Source organism: Flavobacterium sp. (genome assembly GCF_040382755.1).
Lineage (GTDB): Bacteria > Bacteroidota > Bacteroidia > Flavobacteriales > Flavobacteriaceae > Flavobacterium.
In genome coordinates, this window is record NZ_JBEIET010000044.1 from 1 (window position 1) to 15,635 (window position 15,635).

The 15,635-nt window shown below is 31.0% G+C and carries 18 protein-coding genes; 8 read left to right on the forward strand and 10 right to left on the reverse strand.

Translation table 11 applies throughout. The features are described 5' to 3' along the window. The 3 genes from ABWO04_RS05830 to ABWO04_RS05840 all read left to right on the forward strand — a co-directional run. A partial coding sequence (locus ABWO04_RS05830; protein ID WP_353078173.1) for a DNA recombination protein RmuC occupies positions 1-469 on the forward strand: 469 nt, incomplete at its 5' end. A 10-nt stretch (positions 470-479) separates the two neighbouring features. Next, positions 480-848: a DUF8785 domain-containing protein gene (locus ABWO04_RS05835; RefSeq protein ID WP_353078175.1), complete on the forward strand. Its 369-nt coding sequence runs from the start codon at positions 480-482 to the stop codon at positions 846-848. 21 nt (positions 849-869) lie between these two features. Next, a complete protein-coding gene (locus tag ABWO04_RS05840) occupies positions 870-1,418 on the forward strand; it encodes an acyl-CoA thioesterase (RefSeq protein ID WP_353078177.1) in 549 nt (182 codons plus the stop codon). Positions 1,419-1,535: 117 nt separating this feature from the next. On the opposite strand, the gene ABWO04_RS05845 is transcribed toward ABWO04_RS05840, so the two are convergent. Genes ABWO04_RS05845 through ABWO04_RS05860 form a run of 4 tightly spaced genes read right to left on the reverse strand, consistent with a single transcriptional unit; the run spans position 1,536 to position 4,053 of the window. Next, on the reverse strand, positions 1,536-2,291 hold the full coding sequence (locus ABWO04_RS05845) for a T9SS type A sorting domain-containing protein (RefSeq protein ID WP_353078178.1): 756 nt from the start codon (positions 2,289-2,291) through the stop codon (positions 1,536-1,538). A gap of 17 nt (positions 2,292-2,308) precedes the next feature. Next, on the reverse strand, positions 2,309-2,818 hold the full coding sequence (locus ABWO04_RS05850) for an ankyrin repeat domain-containing protein (protein WP_353078180.1): 510 nt from the start codon (positions 2,816-2,818) through the stop codon (positions 2,309-2,311). A 3-nt stretch (positions 2,819-2,821) separates the two neighbouring features. Then, positions 2,822-3,673, reverse strand: coding sequence for a DUF5777 family beta-barrel protein (locus ABWO04_RS05855; protein WP_353078182.1), 852 nt, complete (start codon positions 3,671-3,673; stop codon positions 2,822-2,824). A gap of 2 nt (positions 3,674-3,675) precedes the next feature. Beyond that, the gene (locus ABWO04_RS05860; RefSeq protein ID WP_353078184.1) at positions 3,676-4,053 is read right to left on the reverse strand and encodes an OB-fold protein; all 378 of its coding nucleotides are present in this window, start codon (positions 4,051-4,053) and stop codon (positions 3,676-3,678) included. 69 nt (positions 4,054-4,122) lie between these two features. Between ABWO04_RS05860 and ABWO04_RS05865 the strand changes: the two genes are divergently transcribed. The 3 genes from ABWO04_RS05865 to ABWO04_RS05875 are packed head-to-tail and all read left to right on the forward strand — an operon-like array spanning position 4,123 to position 5,741. After that, the gene (locus ABWO04_RS05865; protein ID WP_353078185.1) at positions 4,123-4,482 is read left to right on the forward strand and encodes a hypothetical protein; all 360 of its coding nucleotides are present in this window, start codon (positions 4,123-4,125) and stop codon (positions 4,480-4,482) included. 29 nt (positions 4,483-4,511) lie between these two features. Beyond that, positions 4,512-5,051: a YceI family protein gene (locus ABWO04_RS05870; RefSeq protein WP_353078187.1), complete on the forward strand. Its 540-nt coding sequence runs from the start codon at positions 4,512-4,514 to the stop codon at positions 5,049-5,051. A gap of 33 nt (positions 5,052-5,084) precedes the next feature. Next, complete coding sequence (locus ABWO04_RS05875) at positions 5,085-5,741, forward strand: hypothetical protein (RefSeq protein ID WP_353078189.1); 657 nt, start codon at positions 5,085-5,087, stop codon at positions 5,739-5,741. 58 nt (positions 5,742-5,799) lie between these two features. On the opposite strand, the gene ABWO04_RS05880 is transcribed toward ABWO04_RS05875, so the two are convergent. The 6 genes from ABWO04_RS05880 to tgt all read right to left on the reverse strand — a co-directional run bounded on the left by ABWO04_RS05880 (position 5,800) and on the right by tgt (position 13,041). Further along, complete coding sequence (locus tag ABWO04_RS05880) at positions 5,800-7,074, reverse strand: asparagine synthetase B (protein ID WP_353078191.1); 1,275 nt, start codon at positions 7,072-7,074, stop codon at positions 5,800-5,802. A 34-nt stretch (positions 7,075-7,108) separates the two neighbouring features. Then, the gene (dnaB, locus tag ABWO04_RS05885; RefSeq protein WP_291242351.1) at positions 7,109-8,668 is read right to left on the reverse strand and encodes a replicative DNA helicase; all 1,560 of its coding nucleotides are present in this window, start codon (positions 8,666-8,668) and stop codon (positions 7,109-7,111) included. 146 nt (positions 8,669-8,814) lie between these two features. After that, entirely contained in the window at positions 8,815-9,771 is a 957-nt protein-coding gene (locus ABWO04_RS05890; RefSeq protein WP_353078192.1) for an acetyl-CoA carboxylase carboxyltransferase subunit alpha, read from the reverse strand. 79 nt (positions 9,772-9,850) lie between these two features. Continuing rightward, entirely contained in the window at positions 9,851-10,771 is a 921-nt protein-coding gene (locus ABWO04_RS05895) for a DMT family transporter (protein WP_353078194.1), read from the reverse strand. Beyond that, complete coding sequence (locus tag ABWO04_RS05900; RefSeq protein WP_353078196.1) at positions 10,758-11,834, reverse strand: LptF/LptG family permease; 1,077 nt, start codon at positions 11,832-11,834, stop codon at positions 10,758-10,760. The genes ABWO04_RS05895 and ABWO04_RS05900 overlap by 14 nt, the downstream gene beginning before the upstream one ends. A gap of 76 nt (positions 11,835-11,910) precedes the next feature. Beyond that, positions 11,911-13,041 (reverse strand): tRNA guanosine(34) transglycosylase Tgt, encoded by a 1,131-nt coding sequence (gene tgt / locus ABWO04_RS05905; RefSeq protein ID WP_353078198.1) that lies wholly within the window; start codon positions 13,039-13,041, stop codon positions 11,911-11,913. Between the two features lie 217 nt (positions 13,042-13,258). On the opposite strand from tgt, the gene rplS reads away from it, so the two are divergent. Next, entirely contained in the window at positions 13,259-13,609 is a 351-nt protein-coding gene (rplS, locus tag ABWO04_RS05910; protein WP_353078200.1) for a 50S ribosomal protein L19, read from the forward strand. Positions 13,610-13,821: 212 nt separating this feature from the next. Continuing rightward, positions 13,822-15,635, forward strand: a 1,814-nt coding sequence (locus ABWO04_RS05915) for an NADP-dependent isocitrate dehydrogenase (protein ID WP_353078202.1), incomplete at its 3' end; no start/stop codon positions are given.

Below are 15,635 nucleotides of genomic sequence, written 5' to 3' on the forward strand. Positions count from 1 at the left end.
AGACATTTATCAAATGGAAAGTCCTGATTTTGTTTTGTTGTTCATTCCTATTGAACCCGCTTTCGCATTGGCGTTACAAGAAGATTTAACCTTATACAATAAGGCATTTGAAAAAAATATTGTGATTGTAACTCCTTCTACACTATTAGCGACTTTACGAACGATAGATAGTATGTGGACCAATCAAAAACAACAAGAAAACGCCATTGAAATTGCGCGTCAAGCAGGTGCGTTGTATGATAAATTTGAAGGTTTTGTTTCAGATTTAATTAAAATTGGTAAGAAAATGGACGAAGCCAAAGTAGAATATTCTGCAGCAATGAATAAACTTACTGAAGGAAAAGGAAATTTAGTAACCAGTGCTGAAAAATTAAAGAAAATGGGAGCTAAAGCAAAAAAAGCTTTACCAGAAGCTATTTTGAAACGAGCAGAAAATGACGAAGATTTATTAATTGAAACTGACAATTAATTCAGAGTATATGACAAACAATATGACCCTTATTCAAAAAATACTTATATATGGAGTTTTAGCTATTGTATTAGCTGGCGCTTCGTATATTTCATTTTTATATTACGCTTCCTTTAGTGACGGAATGAGAACTGGCGAATTAATAAAATTTAGCCATAAAGGTTACTTTTTTAAAACTTGGGAAGGTGAATTAAGCCAAGGTCTTTCTGGTTCACAAAAATTTGCATTTTCTGTAATGGATAATGAGCCAGAAGTAATTGAACACTTAAAAACCAATCAAGGGAAATTTGTAAGAATAGAATATATTGAACGTTATGACACCTTTTTATGGTGGGGCGATTCTAATTATTATATTACAAAAGTTCAACCTGAAAAATAAACTTATTTTAATACTAAATAAATGAATACAGCTAATACAGTCTCAGCATCTAAAGTAACGTTATCTCAATTAATGTTGCCATCGCATAGTAATTTTAGTGGTAAAATTCACGGGGGCTATTTACTAAGTTTAATGGATCAAATTGCTTTTGCTTGTGCTTCTAAATATTGTGGAAGTTATTGTGTAACCGCATCCGTTGATACTGTAAATTTTTTGAATCCTGTTGAAATCGGCGAATTAGTCACCTTAAAAGCAAGTGTGAATTATGTAGGTAATAGCTCAATGGTGGTTGGGATTAGAGTGACTTCTCAAAATATTCAAACTGGAAAAGTAAAACATACCAATTCAAGTTATTTTACTATGGTTGCCAAAAATGAAAAAGGTGAAAATGTAAAGGTTCCAAAATTAATTTTATCAAATTTAGAAGAAGTGCGACATTTTTATGAAAGTATCAATAGAATTTCAGCTAAAAAAGAATATTTAGAAGAGGAAATAACTTTAGATTTTGAATCAAAAGAAGCGCTAAAGAATTTAGAAAACTATAATGTTCTTCTGAAATTAAAAGAATAAATATACTACACTAGAACTTCAATAAACAGTTTTAAGTATTTATCTTGACTGATAAGATTATAAAAATTCAATTTTGAAATGCCCCAAAAAGTGCAACGCTAATTGGGGCATTTTATTTTATTGAATAATTAAAGTAGTGGTATAAGATTTATCGTCAACAAATACTTTAACTAAATAATTACCAGCACTTAAAGCACTTGTATTAATTTTATTTTCTAATTTAGATATTTCTTTTTCTATAACATCTTTACCCATTACATCAAATATTTTTACAGAAATATTTTCTATATTATTAGGTAGTTCAATAGCAAAAATTTCGACTGCTGGGTTGGGGTAAAGCTTAAATCCTGCCATAGCAAATGAATCAGTACTTAAAGCAAAAGTTCCAGAAACTCCACTTCCTCTCGATTGATGTTGAGCCAAGGTTAAACTACTACCTAAAGCCCATATTAAATTAATTGAAGCAGTTGAATTTGTAAAAGTAAAATCTGAACCTGAGGTATCACCTGTTGATAAAGCTCTTGTAGCAACAATTGTTCTAACGGTTCCAACTACAGCATTTGATGTTGTCGTCCAGTTTTGTGTTGCATCTGAATTTGGAGTACTTCCAGATCCTGTAAAATTTCTATCAGTTAAAGTAGCTGAAGCTCCAGATGCAATTACACCATCACCAGATGTAAACATTGAAGTCATTCCAAATCCAAGCCCTAACCATTTGTCAGATGGACCAACTAAAGTCATAGTTACAGTTGTTGAATTCGTATCAAATTTAACTGTATAACCTGTAGTCAAATTGATTACTCCAGTAGTATGATTTTGCGCAGTAGCACTCATACCAAAAAGAATTAGTGTAAAAAGTAAAATTTTTTTCATAATTTAAAATGTAATGGTTAATAATTTAGTAGATTAATAATTTTTTGATTATTTGTTTTAAGAGCATAATCAAGGGCTTCTTTATTGTAATTGTCTTTTATTTTCAAATTTGCCTTAGCCGAAATTAAAAGCTCAATTATTGGTAAATTATTTGTATTTATTGCCATAATTAGGGCAGTTTGACCATTTGAATCTTGAAAATCAAGATTGGCTTTTTTTTCAATTAATTGCTTTGAAAATTCATAATTTTCTTTGATTACTGCTGCCATCAATGCAGTTCCACTTTTAGAAAGATAATTAATATTGTTCACATTTTGCAATAAATAATTTGCAACTTCAATATTATTAGAATAAATAGCTAAAATTAAAGTGGAATATCCATTCTCATTTATTTTATTTATGCAATCTATATCTGACTTAATTAATTCTTTTAATTCTAAAAGACTCCCATTTCTGGACACAGCAAAAACATCTTTCTGTGCAAAAGTAGTTGAAAAAATAAATAAAAAGAAAAATATTATTTTCATATACTAAAAAACGCGAATTAAATTAAATCCAAAAGCAATTTTTCCATCATTCCAACTTCCTGAAGTGTTTCCTAAATATCCCGATTCATGCATGGCTTGTGAATTCGTAAAATGCATTTGGAAAATATGACCACCGGTTTCTAAATCGAACCCAATGGAAAGTGGATTTTTGAAAGTAGAATTAGATGCTCTGTTTAAATGTGCTGCATAATCCAAATTAAACGACCAACGTTTGGTGAACTTATATCTTCCTCCTAAACCCAAAGCAAATTGACTGTTGTCTTGAGAATTATTGGCTACATAATTTTGATGAAAATGTGTTGGAGCAATTTCTAATGATAAATTATCATTGAATTTTCTTGAAATAAGAATTTGATTGACATAAGCCAAACGGTCTGAAAACTCTAATTTTGGTAAGGTTGTTTTTTCTAATTCTGTATTAATTGCTAAACTATTAAATCCGACAATTTCAAAAGGAAATCCTTGTTTTTTCTGTCCAAATATTCTGTATTTTGTTGCAAACTCATACGTTTTTTGAAATCCAGAACGAGAAGCATGAATCGTAACACCATTGGTTAAACCGTATACAAATTGTAAACGCGTATTGGCTTCATCCAAACCGAAAAAATCTTCAAACCCTTTGTCTAAATAACCAAAACGGTGTGCAACCACAAAATACATATCGCCTTTTGCGGCTAATTTTGTAGATTCTAAATTTACAATTTTTAAGGATTTAAATGCCGCAACTTCTGATTCATTTGCGTCAGATATCGTATCGATTTCATTAAGTAAATCGTCTTGAGCAACCATTAAAAATGGAAATACAAAAAATAAAAAAGTAATTTTCTTTATCATAATTATTTAATTTCAGCTTGATCTATTTTTATTTCTTCTAATAAAGAGTCGTATCCAATAACTCTTCCTTTAACCAAAATAGTTTCATTTAATTTAACAACATTGGCGTCTTTTAATAGTACAAATACTTTTTCGTCCAATACTATGGTTTTGTTTGAAATATCAATATTAGTAACTTTTCCCGTAATTTGTATCGATTTATCTAAGTATTTTAAATTTGCTTTGGCTTCATCTTGCAAAAAATCATTCGAAACTTGTTTTACTGTTACTGAAAAAACAGCTTCCTCATTTGAAATATCTCTATGTCCATGATATAAGTATTTGTAAGACACCAAAAGTATCGCAAACAGTACAACTAAACCAATTACTATTTTTTTCATATATTTTAATTCTCTATGTACAAACTTATTAATTATTTTGTAATATTGTGAATATAAAACGATTTTAACATGAATAAAATACATTATTTAATTTTTAGTACCTTATTTTTTGTTTTTGGTTGTAGCAATCATTCTGAAGATGATTTAACAACTCTTTTAACTTCAAATACAACAAAATACATTCAAAACATAAAGCCAATTATAGATAATAATTGCGTGGCTTGCCATGGTACAACGCCATCGTCGGGTGCACAAACGTCATTAGTTACTTATAACCAAGTAAAAACATCTGTACAAAATAATGGTCTTATTGATCGTATTTCAAGAGCTCAAGGCGCTTCAGGAATGATGCCCTATCAAGGAACGCGACTGCCACAATCTTCAATAGATTTAATAATAGATTGGAATACGGACGGACTTTTAGAATAATTTGAATATTACCCCATAACTACTTTAAAATGAAAAAATTCGCACTATTTGGATGGATACTATTCATGAGTTTGACTCCTGTTCAAGAAAAAAAGCTAACCAAAACAGGTAGTATTAGTTTTGAAGCTTCCGTTCCTTCTTTTGAAGAAATTAAAGCGAAGAATAACGCGGTAACTTGTATATTGAATTCGAATAATGGCGAAATTGCGGTTTTGGCTTTAATGAAAGGTTTTCGCTTTAAAATTGCTTTAATGGAAGAGCATTTTAATGAAAATTACATTGAAAGTTCTAAATTTCCTAAAGCAACTTTTAAAGGTAAAGTTGAGAATTTTGATGTCTCTAAATTAACTTCGACTTTAAAAGATTATACTATTAAAGGTAAATTAGAAGTTCATGGAAAAAGTAAAGACATTACTTCAATTGCAAAAATTAAAAAAACAGGTTCGGATATAGAAATTAAAACAGATTTTAACGTTAATGTGTCCGACTTTGATATTGAAATACCAAGTGTTGTTGCTAAAAAAGTTTCCAAAAAAGTAACTTTAAATTGTAACTTCTTATTAAAATAATATACTAATCTTTAAATTTAAACCCAATTACACATGAAAAACTTAAAAAAATTAGCATTTGTTGCCTTTGCAATTGTATCTACACAATTTTATGCACAAACAAAAACAGGCGCTGTAACGTATGAAATGACAATGCCTGACAATGAAGAAATGGCAGCAATGGGAACAAATACTATTAAAATCTCATTTAATGAAAAATCTTCAGCAACTCAACTGGATATGATGGGCGGAATGATATCTGTTAAAACCATTTCTATGGACAAAAACAATCCAAAAGAAACCAGAATGCTAATGGAAATGATGGGAAAAAAATATGAAGTAACAGGTGAAGCTGAAGGATTTGCAAATACAGATGTAGCTTCTCTAAAAGATGCCGAATCAGTTACTTATGATAAAAAAGCAACTAAAGAAATTTTAGGATATAAATGTTATAAAGCTTTAGTTACAATGAATAGCGGAGTAGTGAACACCTTTTATATTACTGAAGCTATTGCGGTACAATCATTACCAACAGATAAATTAAAACTAACAGGATTTCCTTTAGAAGTTGAAGTAAATAGCGAAAAAGGTAAAGTAGTTTTATTAGCTAATGCGATAGATAAAGCGCCATCTGCAACATGTTTTACAGTACCTGAAGGTTACAAAAAAGTAACACAAGAAGAATTACAACAAGAATTAGGAGGTATGTAATTTACTTTTTAATACGAACTAAAATATCCCAAATTCAAATTGAGTTTGGGATATTTTTTTATGTTTTAAGTTTCTTTTTTCGAGCTGCAGGAAAAAGTACATTATTCAAAATTAATCGATATCCTGGTGAATTTGGATGTAAATCTAAAACTGTTGGTGCATCTCCTACTCTATGTTGATAATCTTCTGGATCATGCCCACCATAATAAGTAAACATTCCTTTGCCTTTAGTTCCGTGAATGTATCTTGCTTCACCATTAATTTTACATTCTCCCATTAACAAAACATTCGATTTAATTTTTTCCGAAACAAAAGCCGTTGTTTGTCCCATAAATCCTTTTACAATTTGTGTATGATTTTGGCATAACATCGTTGGAATTGGGTCCCATTTTGCAGAAAAATCCATTAAAGTAAAATAATCTACTTCCATAGAAAAACTTCCTTTACCGTGTTCTTCTGTGGTATCAATATCAGAAAACTCATATTTCATAGGTTGCTTTTCCAAAATAAAATCTTTAAACGCAAAAGTGTTATTGTAATCAATTTTGGCTTGATAATTAGGTTCGCTGACATCACCATCAAACATAGGTTCGCAAATATCTGTATTTTGTGCAGAAAGCGCAATATCAAAACTATCCGTTGCAGAACACATAGCAAACATAAATCCGCCACCAATTACGTAATCTCTTATTTTAGTAGCGACTGCTAATTTTTCTTCAGATACTTTATTATATCCTAACTTTTTAGCTAATGCTTCTGCTTCTGCTTTTTGCTGAATGTACCAAGGCGCATTTCTATAATTTCCAAAAAACTTACCATATTGACCCGTAAAATCTTCGTGATGCAAATGAAGCCATTCATACAAAACAAGTTGATCAGATAGTACTTCTGTATCGTAAATTTCTGTATAAGGAATTTCGGCATACGATAAAACCATAGTTACTGCATCGTCCCAAGGTTGTTTTCCTTTTGGAGTATACACTGCAATTTTAGGCGCTTTTTCTAAAACCACCGTTTCCATATTCTGAGATGGACTACTAATTTCTTCTAATATGGAAGCCGTTGCAGCATCTGTTAAGACTTCAAAAGAAACTCCTCTAATCTGACATTCTTTTCTAATATCATCTCCATCTGGCAATAAAAAAGATCCGCCACGATAATTTAACAACCAATTTACTTTATAATTTTTAGCTAAAGCCCAATACGTAATTCCGTATGCTTTTAAATGATTTTGTTGCCCATCGCTATCCATTGGTAACAATACAGAAGACGCATTTAATTTTGTAAAACAAATTAAAATCAGTAAAAAAACAAGTTGTTTTATATGGTTCATCAAAAGCTATTTTTGTAAATATACAAATTAATGATTAAAATGGCACGTCGCTATCTTCGTTAAAACCAGAATTCATACTACTTCCAAAGGCATCATTTGGTGATGGCAAATTTGGTGTAGCAAACGGATTTTGAGCGTCTAAATTCATTTTAGAAGGCATCGAATCGTTATATGTCATTCCAAATTCATCTAAATTATCAAACTTACCAAATTGTCCTAAGAATTTCAATCTGATATTATCTAAACTACCATTTCTATGTTTTGCAACAATAAATTCTGCCTGATTTGTTGTTGGAGCTGCTTCATCATCATCCCAATTGTCAATTTTATAATATTCTGGACGATAAATAAAAGATACAATATCTGCATCTTGTTCAATTGCACCCGATTCACGTAAATCGGAAAGTAAGGGTCTTTTACTTGAACCACGTGTTTCCACAGCACGAGATAACTGAGAAAGTGCAATTACAGGAACGCTTAATTCTTTTGCCAAAGCTTTTAAACTTCTTGAAATCATAGATATTTCTTGTTCTCTATTACCGCCACCTTTTCCTGAAGTTCCAGCAGACATTAATTGCAAATAGTCAATAACAATTAGTTTAATACCATGTTGAGAAACTAAACGACGGGCTTTTGCACGTAAATCGAAAATAGATAACGAAGGCGTATCATCAATATATAATGGTGCTTTTTCTAAATCTTTAACTTTTACGTTTAGTTGCTCCCATTCGTGTGGTTCTAAATCGCCTTTTCTAAGTTTTTCTGAAGTTAACCCGGTTTCACTTGAAATCAAACGAGTAATTAATTGGACTGACGACATTTCCAATGAAAAAAGAGCAACAGGTTCGTTTCCTGAAACAGCAATATTTCTTGCCATTGATAATACGAATGCTGTTTTTCCCATACCAGGACGAGCAGCAATAATAATTAAATCTGAAGGTTGCCATCCAGAAGTTAAATCGTCTAATTTTCTAAATCCTGTAGGGATACCAGATAATCCTTCTTTATTAGATATTTCTTCAATACGTTGCTTGGCCTGATTTACAAGACTTTGCGCTGTTTCGTATCCTTTTTTAAGATTTCCTTGAGTAATTTCGTATAAATTAGTTTCAGCTGTATCTAATAAATCAAATACGTCCATTCCTTCATCATAACAATCTTCAATTAATTTACTTGAAATTGAGATTAAACTTCTTTGAATGAATTTTTGAAGAATAATTCGAGCGTGAAAAACGATATGTGCCGACGAGGCAATTTTTTGCGTCAGTTGTATTAGATAAAAATCGCTACCTGCTAATTCTAAATTTCCGTTTCTTTTTAATTGTGCCGAAACCGTTAATAAATCGATTGGTTGCGGAGGCGTACTATGAAACAATTGATTAATAGCTTCATAAATATATTTGTGTGCTTCTTTATAAAACACATCGGGATTTAATAAATCAATAACTTCACCTGGAGCTTTTACGTCAATTAACATAGCTCCCAAAACTGCTTCTTCGATATCTACAGCTTGTGGTGGAAGTTTTCCTTTTTCTAAATTAATAGTAGTTGATTTATCTACCTTAACGGGGTTTATTGTAAATGCTTTTTCCATAAAGCGAAAGTAAAAAAAAATGTAGTAATATTGAATTTAACTTGTTAAAGAGAAACTGTTAATAACTATTTTATTTTGTTAATATGTCAAAAAAAATCCGTCTTATCAATGAAAAATGATAAGACGGATAAATTATGAAATCGTTCTTATTTATCTGAAAACTCTCCCATTTTACTGTATTTTTCCATTCTTTGGGCTACTAATTCTTTTGTTGATAAGTCTTTTAATTCGTTATACGATTTTGTAATCACTTTTTCAACAGTTTTAAACATCGTTTCTTTATCACGGTGCACCCCACCAAGTGGTTCTGGAATAATATCGTCAATTAATTTTTGCTTTTTCATATCAATAGCTGTAAGTTTTAAAGCTTCAGCTGCTTGCTCTTTAAATTCCCAACTTCTCCATAAAATAGAAGAACAAGATTCTGGAGAAATTACAGAATACCAAGTGTTTTCTAACATAAAAACTCTATCTCCTACTCCGATTCCTAATGCACCACCTGAAGCACCTTCACCAATAATAATAGAAATAATTGGCGTTTTTAATCGTACCATTTCAAAAATATTACGAGCAATAGCTTCACCTTGTCCGCGTTCTTCTGCTTCTAAACCTGGATATGCTCCTGGAGTATCAATTAAGGTTAATACAGGAATATTAAATTTCTCTGCCATTTTCATTAATCGTAATGCTTTACGGTATCCTTCAGGATTTGCCATACCAAAATTACGTAATTGACGCATTTTAGTATTAATACCTTTCTGTTGCCCGATAATCATATACGATTGACCGTTTATTCTTCCTAAGCCACCCACCATAGCTTTGTCATCTTTAAAATTTCTGTCGCCAAATAATTCTAAAAAAGTACCATCTGTTAGGTTGGTTATGTATTCTAAAGTATACGGTCTGTTTGGATGACGCGACATTTGAACGCGCTGCCAAGCCGTAAGATTTTTATATAAATCTTTTTTTGCTTTTTCTAATTTATCTTCCAGTTGTTTGCAAGTTGCAGAAACATCAACATCTGATTCCTGACCTAAAACAACGCATTTTTCCAATTGATCTTCAAGCTCTTTTATTGGCAATTCAAAATCTAAATATTCCATAAAAGTTAATTTTTATTAATTTGTTTGTAAATACAAAGATACTATTTAATAATTATTTGAATAATTTTTAAAGCGATATCTAACTACTTTTTTTATAATTTCTAATTAATCCATTCAAAATCACTGTAATTAGAATAATTGCAGCGCCTATATAAAATGAAAAACTCATTTGTTCTTTTTTATCGAAAATTAAAACCGCTAAGGCAATTCCATATACGGGTTCTAAATTTATAGAAAGCATTACTGTGTAAGGAGAAATGTATTTCATAACGTTTACTGAAGCAATAAAAGCATATGCTGTACAAACAGATGATAAAATACCTAACCACATTAAATCTGTAAGTGTGATGTTGAAAAATTCTACTGTAAATTGCTGTGTAAAAAGTAAGAAAACACTTAAAAACAAGACACCACCTAATAATTCGTAAAAAGATACGATTGTAGCATCTATTCTTTGTGCAAATTTTCCATTTATTATAGAAAAACTTGCCGACAAAAACGCTGAAGTTAAAGCTAAAAGTACACCTTGCATAGTACCTGACATATTACTGGTTATACTCTTTTTGATAAAATTTGGCTCGGAAGATTCTATTACAAAATACAAACCAATTAAAACAACAAGTCCAAATACAATTTCGTACCAAACCATTTTTCTTTTATAAAAAATAGGTTCTAAAATAGAGGTAAAAAAAGCACCTGTTGACAAACAAGCCAAGGTAATGGAAATATTAGAAACTTTTATGGCTTTAAAAAAGGTTATCCAATGCAAAGCAATTACAAGTCCCGAAATCAGTAATAAAATAATATCTTTTCTGGATAAGGTAAAACTTGTTTTTCGGTAATAAATGTATCCAAAAATTAAAACAACCGCTAATGACATTCGCCACCAAACCAGTGGTAATGCATCTAAAGAAATTAACTTACCTAAAATGGCAGTAAAACCCCAAATAAAAACAATTAAATGAAGATGTAAATTATGTTTTAAATTAACGTCTGGCATTTCTTAACAAATAAAATGCTAAAATTCCGAAAATAAAGTTGGGAAACCACACCGCTAAAAACGGAGGAATACTTGAGCTTTCGGCTAAGGTTCCAAAAATTTTATCGAAAAACACAAATGAAAAGGCAACTAAAATTCCAATAGCTAAATTTATTCCCATTCCGCCTCTGCGTTTCATTGCTGAAACAGATACTGCGATTATGGTTAAAATAAATGCCGAAACAGGAATACTGAATTTCTTGTACAAAACCACTAAATATACATCTAAACTTGAACTTCCTTTTGCTCGCTCTTTATCAATAAATTTAATTAATTTAAAAATATTCATAGTTTCAGCAGCATAAATTGTGGGTGACAAATCATCTGGTTCAAAATCGAATTTTCTTATTAATTTTTCTTGTCTTTCGATGATGTCGTTTTCTTTCCCAATCGTTCTTTTTACATAATTAAACAACGTATAATCTTTTGTTTTTTCATTATACTTTACTCTGTTTGCGTATAATTTATATTCTAACTTGTTGCCGTTAAACTTTTCGTAAATGAAATCAAAACCAGTTTTTGATTGTCCATTATAACTACTCACATACATATATTCGTTAGGTTTCACTTGACGAAAAATATCAGTAGTTTGTCTAATTTCTGTATTCTTCTTTAAATATTCGTACCTAAAGCCCCAATATTTTTCACTGGCATCTGGTAAAATAAAGAATCCCATTAATAAAGTTACAAAAGAAACTAATGAAGCACCAACAATATATGGTCTTAAAAAACGAGTAAATGAAATTCCTGAACTTAAAATGGCAATAATTTCGCTATTATTGGCTAATTTGGAAGTAAACCAAATGATAGACAAAAACAGAAAAATTGGGAATAATAAATTGGCGAAATAAATGGTAAATCCGTAATAGTAAACTAAAACATCTTTAAAAGCGACTTTATTTTCAATCATACGATTGATTTTTTCAGATACGTCGATTATTATTCCAATAGGAATAAACATAAACAACATAGCTGTAAATGTAATTAAGTATCTTTTAAATATGTACCAATCTATTTTTTTCATAATTTATTTGGCTGTTTTTGTTTATGATTTTATAATGTCTCCTAAACTTTTAAACACTAACCTTTTTAACAAAACCTTATAATCTCGTTGTTACTTTTTTAACCATAATTTCTTTCCATTCTCTGAAAGTTCCTGCCAAAATTTGTCTTCTTGCTTCGCGAACTAACCACATATAAAATCCAAGATTATGAATGGTTGCAATTTGTTTTCCTAAAAATTCATTTGCAATAAACAAATGTCGCAAATACGCTTTTGAATAATCCGTATCTACGTAGGTGTGTGCCATCGCATCAATTGAAGAAAAATCTTCTTCCCACTTTTTATTTTTGATATTAATAAATCCTTCAGAAGTAAATAACATTCCATTTCGTGCATTACGAGTTGGCATCACACAATCAAACATATCAATACCTAAAGCGATATTTTCTAAAATATTGGCTGGTGTACCTACTCCCATCAAATAACGAGGTTTGTCTTTTGGTAAAATAGCGGTTACCACTTCTGTCATCGCATACATTTCTTCCGCTGGTTCACCTACCGAAAGTCCTCCAATCGCATTACCAACTTGATTTCTACTTGCAATAAATTCGGCCGATTGCTGACGTAAGTCTTTATAGGTACTTCCTTGAACAATTGGAAAAAATGCTTGAGAATAATCGTATTTAAAAGGCAATGTATCTAAATGGTTGATGCATCTATCTAACCAACGATGTGTCATATGCATAGAACGTTGTGCATATTTGTAATCACAAGGGTACGGCGTACATTCATCAAAAGCCATAATAATATCAGCACCAATTGTACGTTGGGTTTCCATAACATTTTCTGGTGAAAAAAAGTGATAAGAACCATCTAAATGCGATTTAAACTTTACACCTTCTTCTTTAATTTTTCGTCGACCGGATAATGAGTATACTTGGTAACCTCCAGAATCGGTTAAGATATTTCTATCCCAATTCATAAATTTATGTAAACCTCCTGCTTTTTCTAATACGTCTAATTTTGGTCTTAAATACAAATGATAGGTATTTCCTAAAATTATATCTGGATTAATGTCGTTTTTCAATTCGCGCTGGTGTACTCCTTTTACAGAAGCAACCGTACCAACAGGCATAAAAATAGGTGTTTCAATAACACCGTGGTCAGTAGTTATAAGTCCAGCTCTTGCTTGGCTTTGAGCATCGGTTTTTAATAAATCAAACTTCATATATTCATTTTAAAGGGCAAATATAATTTAAAAGTTAGAAGTTAGAAGTTAGAATCCGTAAGTTTTTAAAACTTTACAATAAAATTAACGCTTACAGATATTTAATTGAATAATTATTTGCAAAAATAAAAAATAGTATTACTTTTGCATCCACTTTAATCAACCTCTGGCGAAAGACGTGTATGTTGCTTAGATTTAATGATTTATATAAACAATTATGTCAAATTTACTTGATTTCGTTCAAAACGAATTAGTATCGAAAAAAGACTTCCCTAACTTTAGCGCAGGAGACACTATTACTGTGTACTACGAAATTAAAGAGGGTGAAAAAACAAGAACTCAGTTTTTCAAAGGAGTTGTAATTCAAAAAAGAGGATCTTCTTCTACTGAAACATTTACAATCCGTAAAATGTCTGGAGCAATTGGTGTAGAGCGTATCTTCCCAATTAATATGCCAGCTTTACAAAAAATTGAAATGAACCAAAAAGGTAAAGTACGTAGAGCAAGAATTTACTACTTTAGAGAACTTACTGGTAAAAAAGCAAAAATCAAAGAAAGAAGAGGTTAATCTTCATATTTGTACTCATAAAAAAATCCCGATTGTATCGGGATTTTTTTTTATCCTTATTTTTTGAGTCAAAAATTATCAAATCTGTAATTTTTAAGGTTTAAATTACTAAATTCGAAATTGTGCTATTTTTTATGGCTTACGAATTAAAATACTTCTAAATTTCTTATATTTGCTAACCTTAATTTAGAAATAAACAAACAATATAAATCATGTCGAAAATTTTTTATACCATAACGGATGAAGCGCCTATGTTGGCTACACACTCGTTTTTACCCATAATTAAAGCATTTACCAAAACTGCAAATATTGATGTAGAAACAAGAGATATATCATTAGCAGGAAGAATTTTATCTAACTTTCCTGAATATTTGAAAGACGACCAAAAAGTAGCTGATAATTTATCCGAATTAGGACAATTAGCTACAACGCCAGAAGCAAATATTATAAAATTACCAAACGTTTCTGCTTCCATTCCTCAATTAAAAGAAGCCATAACAGAATTGCAATCACACGGTTATGCGATTCCTAATTTTGTAGAAGAACCCCAAAACGATACAGAAAAAGAAATAAAAGCAAAATATTCAAAAGTACTTGGTTCAGCAGTAAATCCTGTTTTACGTGAAGGAAATTCCGACAGACGTGCACCAAAAGCCGTTAAAAATTTCGCAAAAGCTAACCCACATTCAATGGGTGCTTGGAGTGCTGATTCTAAAACAGAAATTGCACATATGGATCACGGCGATTTCTATGGAAGCGAAAAATCAGTTACTGTTGCAGAAGCTACTCAATATGCAATTGAATTTATTGCAGCTAACGGAACGAAAACAACTTTAAAATCACCTGCAAATTTAAAAGCTGGTGAAATCATTGATTCTTCTGTACTTAATTTAAATGCATTAAAAGCATTTGCTGCAAAAGAAATTACAGACGCTAAAGCAAAAGGACTTTTATTATCTGTACATTTGAAAGCTACTATGATGAAAGTTTCCGATCCGATTATTTTTAGTGCGATAGTAGAAGTTTTCTTTGAAACTGTGTTTGCAAAATATGCCGATTTATTTTCAGAATTAAATATCGATACTAAAAACGGATTAGGCGATGTATACGCTAAAATTGCTGGGCATCCAAAACAAGCAGAAGTAGAAGCTGATTTAAATGCCGCTTTTGCAAACGGACCAGCTGTAGCAATGGTAAATTCTGAAAAAGGAATTACAAACTTTCAAATTCCATCAGATGTAATAGTTGATGCATCTGTTCCTGCTTTCATTAGAACTTCAGGACAAATGTGGAATAAAGAAGGAAAATTACAAGATACAAAAGCATTAATCCCAGACAGATGTTATGCTGGGTTATATGTAGCAACAATAGATTTCTGTAAGAAAAATGGTGCTTTTGACCCCAAAACAATGGGAAGTGTTCCTAATGTTGGATTAATGGCTCAAAAAGCTGAAGAATACGGATCACACGATAAAACATTTCAATTATCTGAATCAGGAACGGTTCAAGTTACTGATGGAAATGGGAAAGTTTTTATGGAACAACCCGTAGAAGCTGGCGATATTTTCAGAATGTGCCAAACGAAAGATGCACCCATTTTAGATTGGGTAAAATTAGCCGTAAACAGAGCCCGATTATCGAATACTCCAGCCGTATTTTGGTTAGATGATAATCGTGCACACGATAGAGAAATCATCAAAAAAGTGACTACTTACTTGAAGCAATTCGACACAACTGGTTTAGACATTAGAATATTAAATATTGTTGACGCCACGCAATTTACATTAGAAAGAATTAAAGCAGGTTTAGACACCATTTCTGTAACAGGAAATGTATTACGTGATTACTTAACCGATTTATTTCCAATTTTAGAATTAGGAACTTCAGCCAAAATGCTTTCTATTGTTCCATTAATGAATGGTGGAGGTTTATTTGAAACTGGAGCAGGTGGTTCTGCACCAAAACACGTAGAGCAATTTATTGATGAAGGCTACTTACGTTGGGATTCATTAGGTGAAATTTTAGC

Excerpts from the sequence above, each read along its gene's own strand:
- ABWO04_RS05835 (WP_353078175.1), top strand. The coding sequence starts at position 480 with ATGACAAACAATATGACCCTTATTCAAAAAATACTTATATATGGAGTT.
- ABWO04_RS05840 (WP_353078177.1), top strand. The coding sequence starts at position 870 with ATGAATACAGCTAATACAGTCTCAGCATCTAAAGTAACGTTATCTCAA.
- ABWO04_RS05845 (WP_353078178.1), bottom strand. The coding sequence starts at position 2,291 with ATGAAAAAAATTTTACTTTTTACACTAATTCTTTTTGGTATGAGTGCT.
- ABWO04_RS05850 (WP_353078180.1), bottom strand. The coding sequence starts at position 2,818 with ATGAAAATAATATTTTTCTTTTTATTTATTTTTTCAACTACTTTTGCA.
- ABWO04_RS05855 (WP_353078182.1), bottom strand. The coding sequence starts at position 3,673 with ATGATAAAGAAAATTACTTTTTTATTTTTTGTATTTCCATTTTTAATG.
- ABWO04_RS05860 (WP_353078184.1), bottom strand. The coding sequence starts at position 4,053 with ATGAAAAAAATAGTAATTGGTTTAGTTGTACTGTTTGCGATACTTTTG.
- ABWO04_RS05865 (WP_353078185.1), top strand. The coding sequence starts at position 4,123 with ATGAATAAAATACATTATTTAATTTTTAGTACCTTATTTTTTGTTTTT.
- ABWO04_RS05870 (WP_353078187.1), top strand. The coding sequence starts at position 4,512 with ATGAAAAAATTCGCACTATTTGGATGGATACTATTCATGAGTTTGACT.
- ABWO04_RS05875 (WP_353078189.1), top strand. The coding sequence starts at position 5,085 with ATGAAAAACTTAAAAAAATTAGCATTTGTTGCCTTTGCAATTGTATCT.
- ABWO04_RS05880 (WP_353078191.1), bottom strand. The coding sequence starts at position 7,074 with ATGAACCATATAAAACAACTTGTTTTTTTACTGATTTTAATTTGTTTT.
- dnaB (WP_291242351.1), bottom strand. The coding sequence starts at position 8,668 with ATGGAAAAAGCATTTACAATAAACCCCGTTAAGGTAGATAAATCAACT.
- ABWO04_RS05890 (WP_353078192.1), bottom strand. The coding sequence starts at position 9,771 with ATGGAATATTTAGATTTTGAATTGCCAATAAAAGAGCTTGAAGATCAA.
- ABWO04_RS05895 (WP_353078194.1), bottom strand. The coding sequence starts at position 10,771 with ATGCCAGACGTTAATTTAAAACATAATTTACATCTTCATTTAATTGTT.
- ABWO04_RS05900 (WP_353078196.1), bottom strand. The coding sequence starts at position 11,834 with ATGAAAAAAATAGATTGGTACATATTTAAAAGATACTTAATTACATTT.
- tgt (WP_353078198.1), bottom strand. The coding sequence starts at position 13,041 with ATGAAGTTTGATTTATTAAAAACCGATGCTCAAAGCCAAGCAAGAGCT.
- rplS (WP_353078200.1), top strand. The coding sequence starts at position 13,259 with ATGTCAAATTTACTTGATTTCGTTCAAAACGAATTAGTATCGAAAAAA.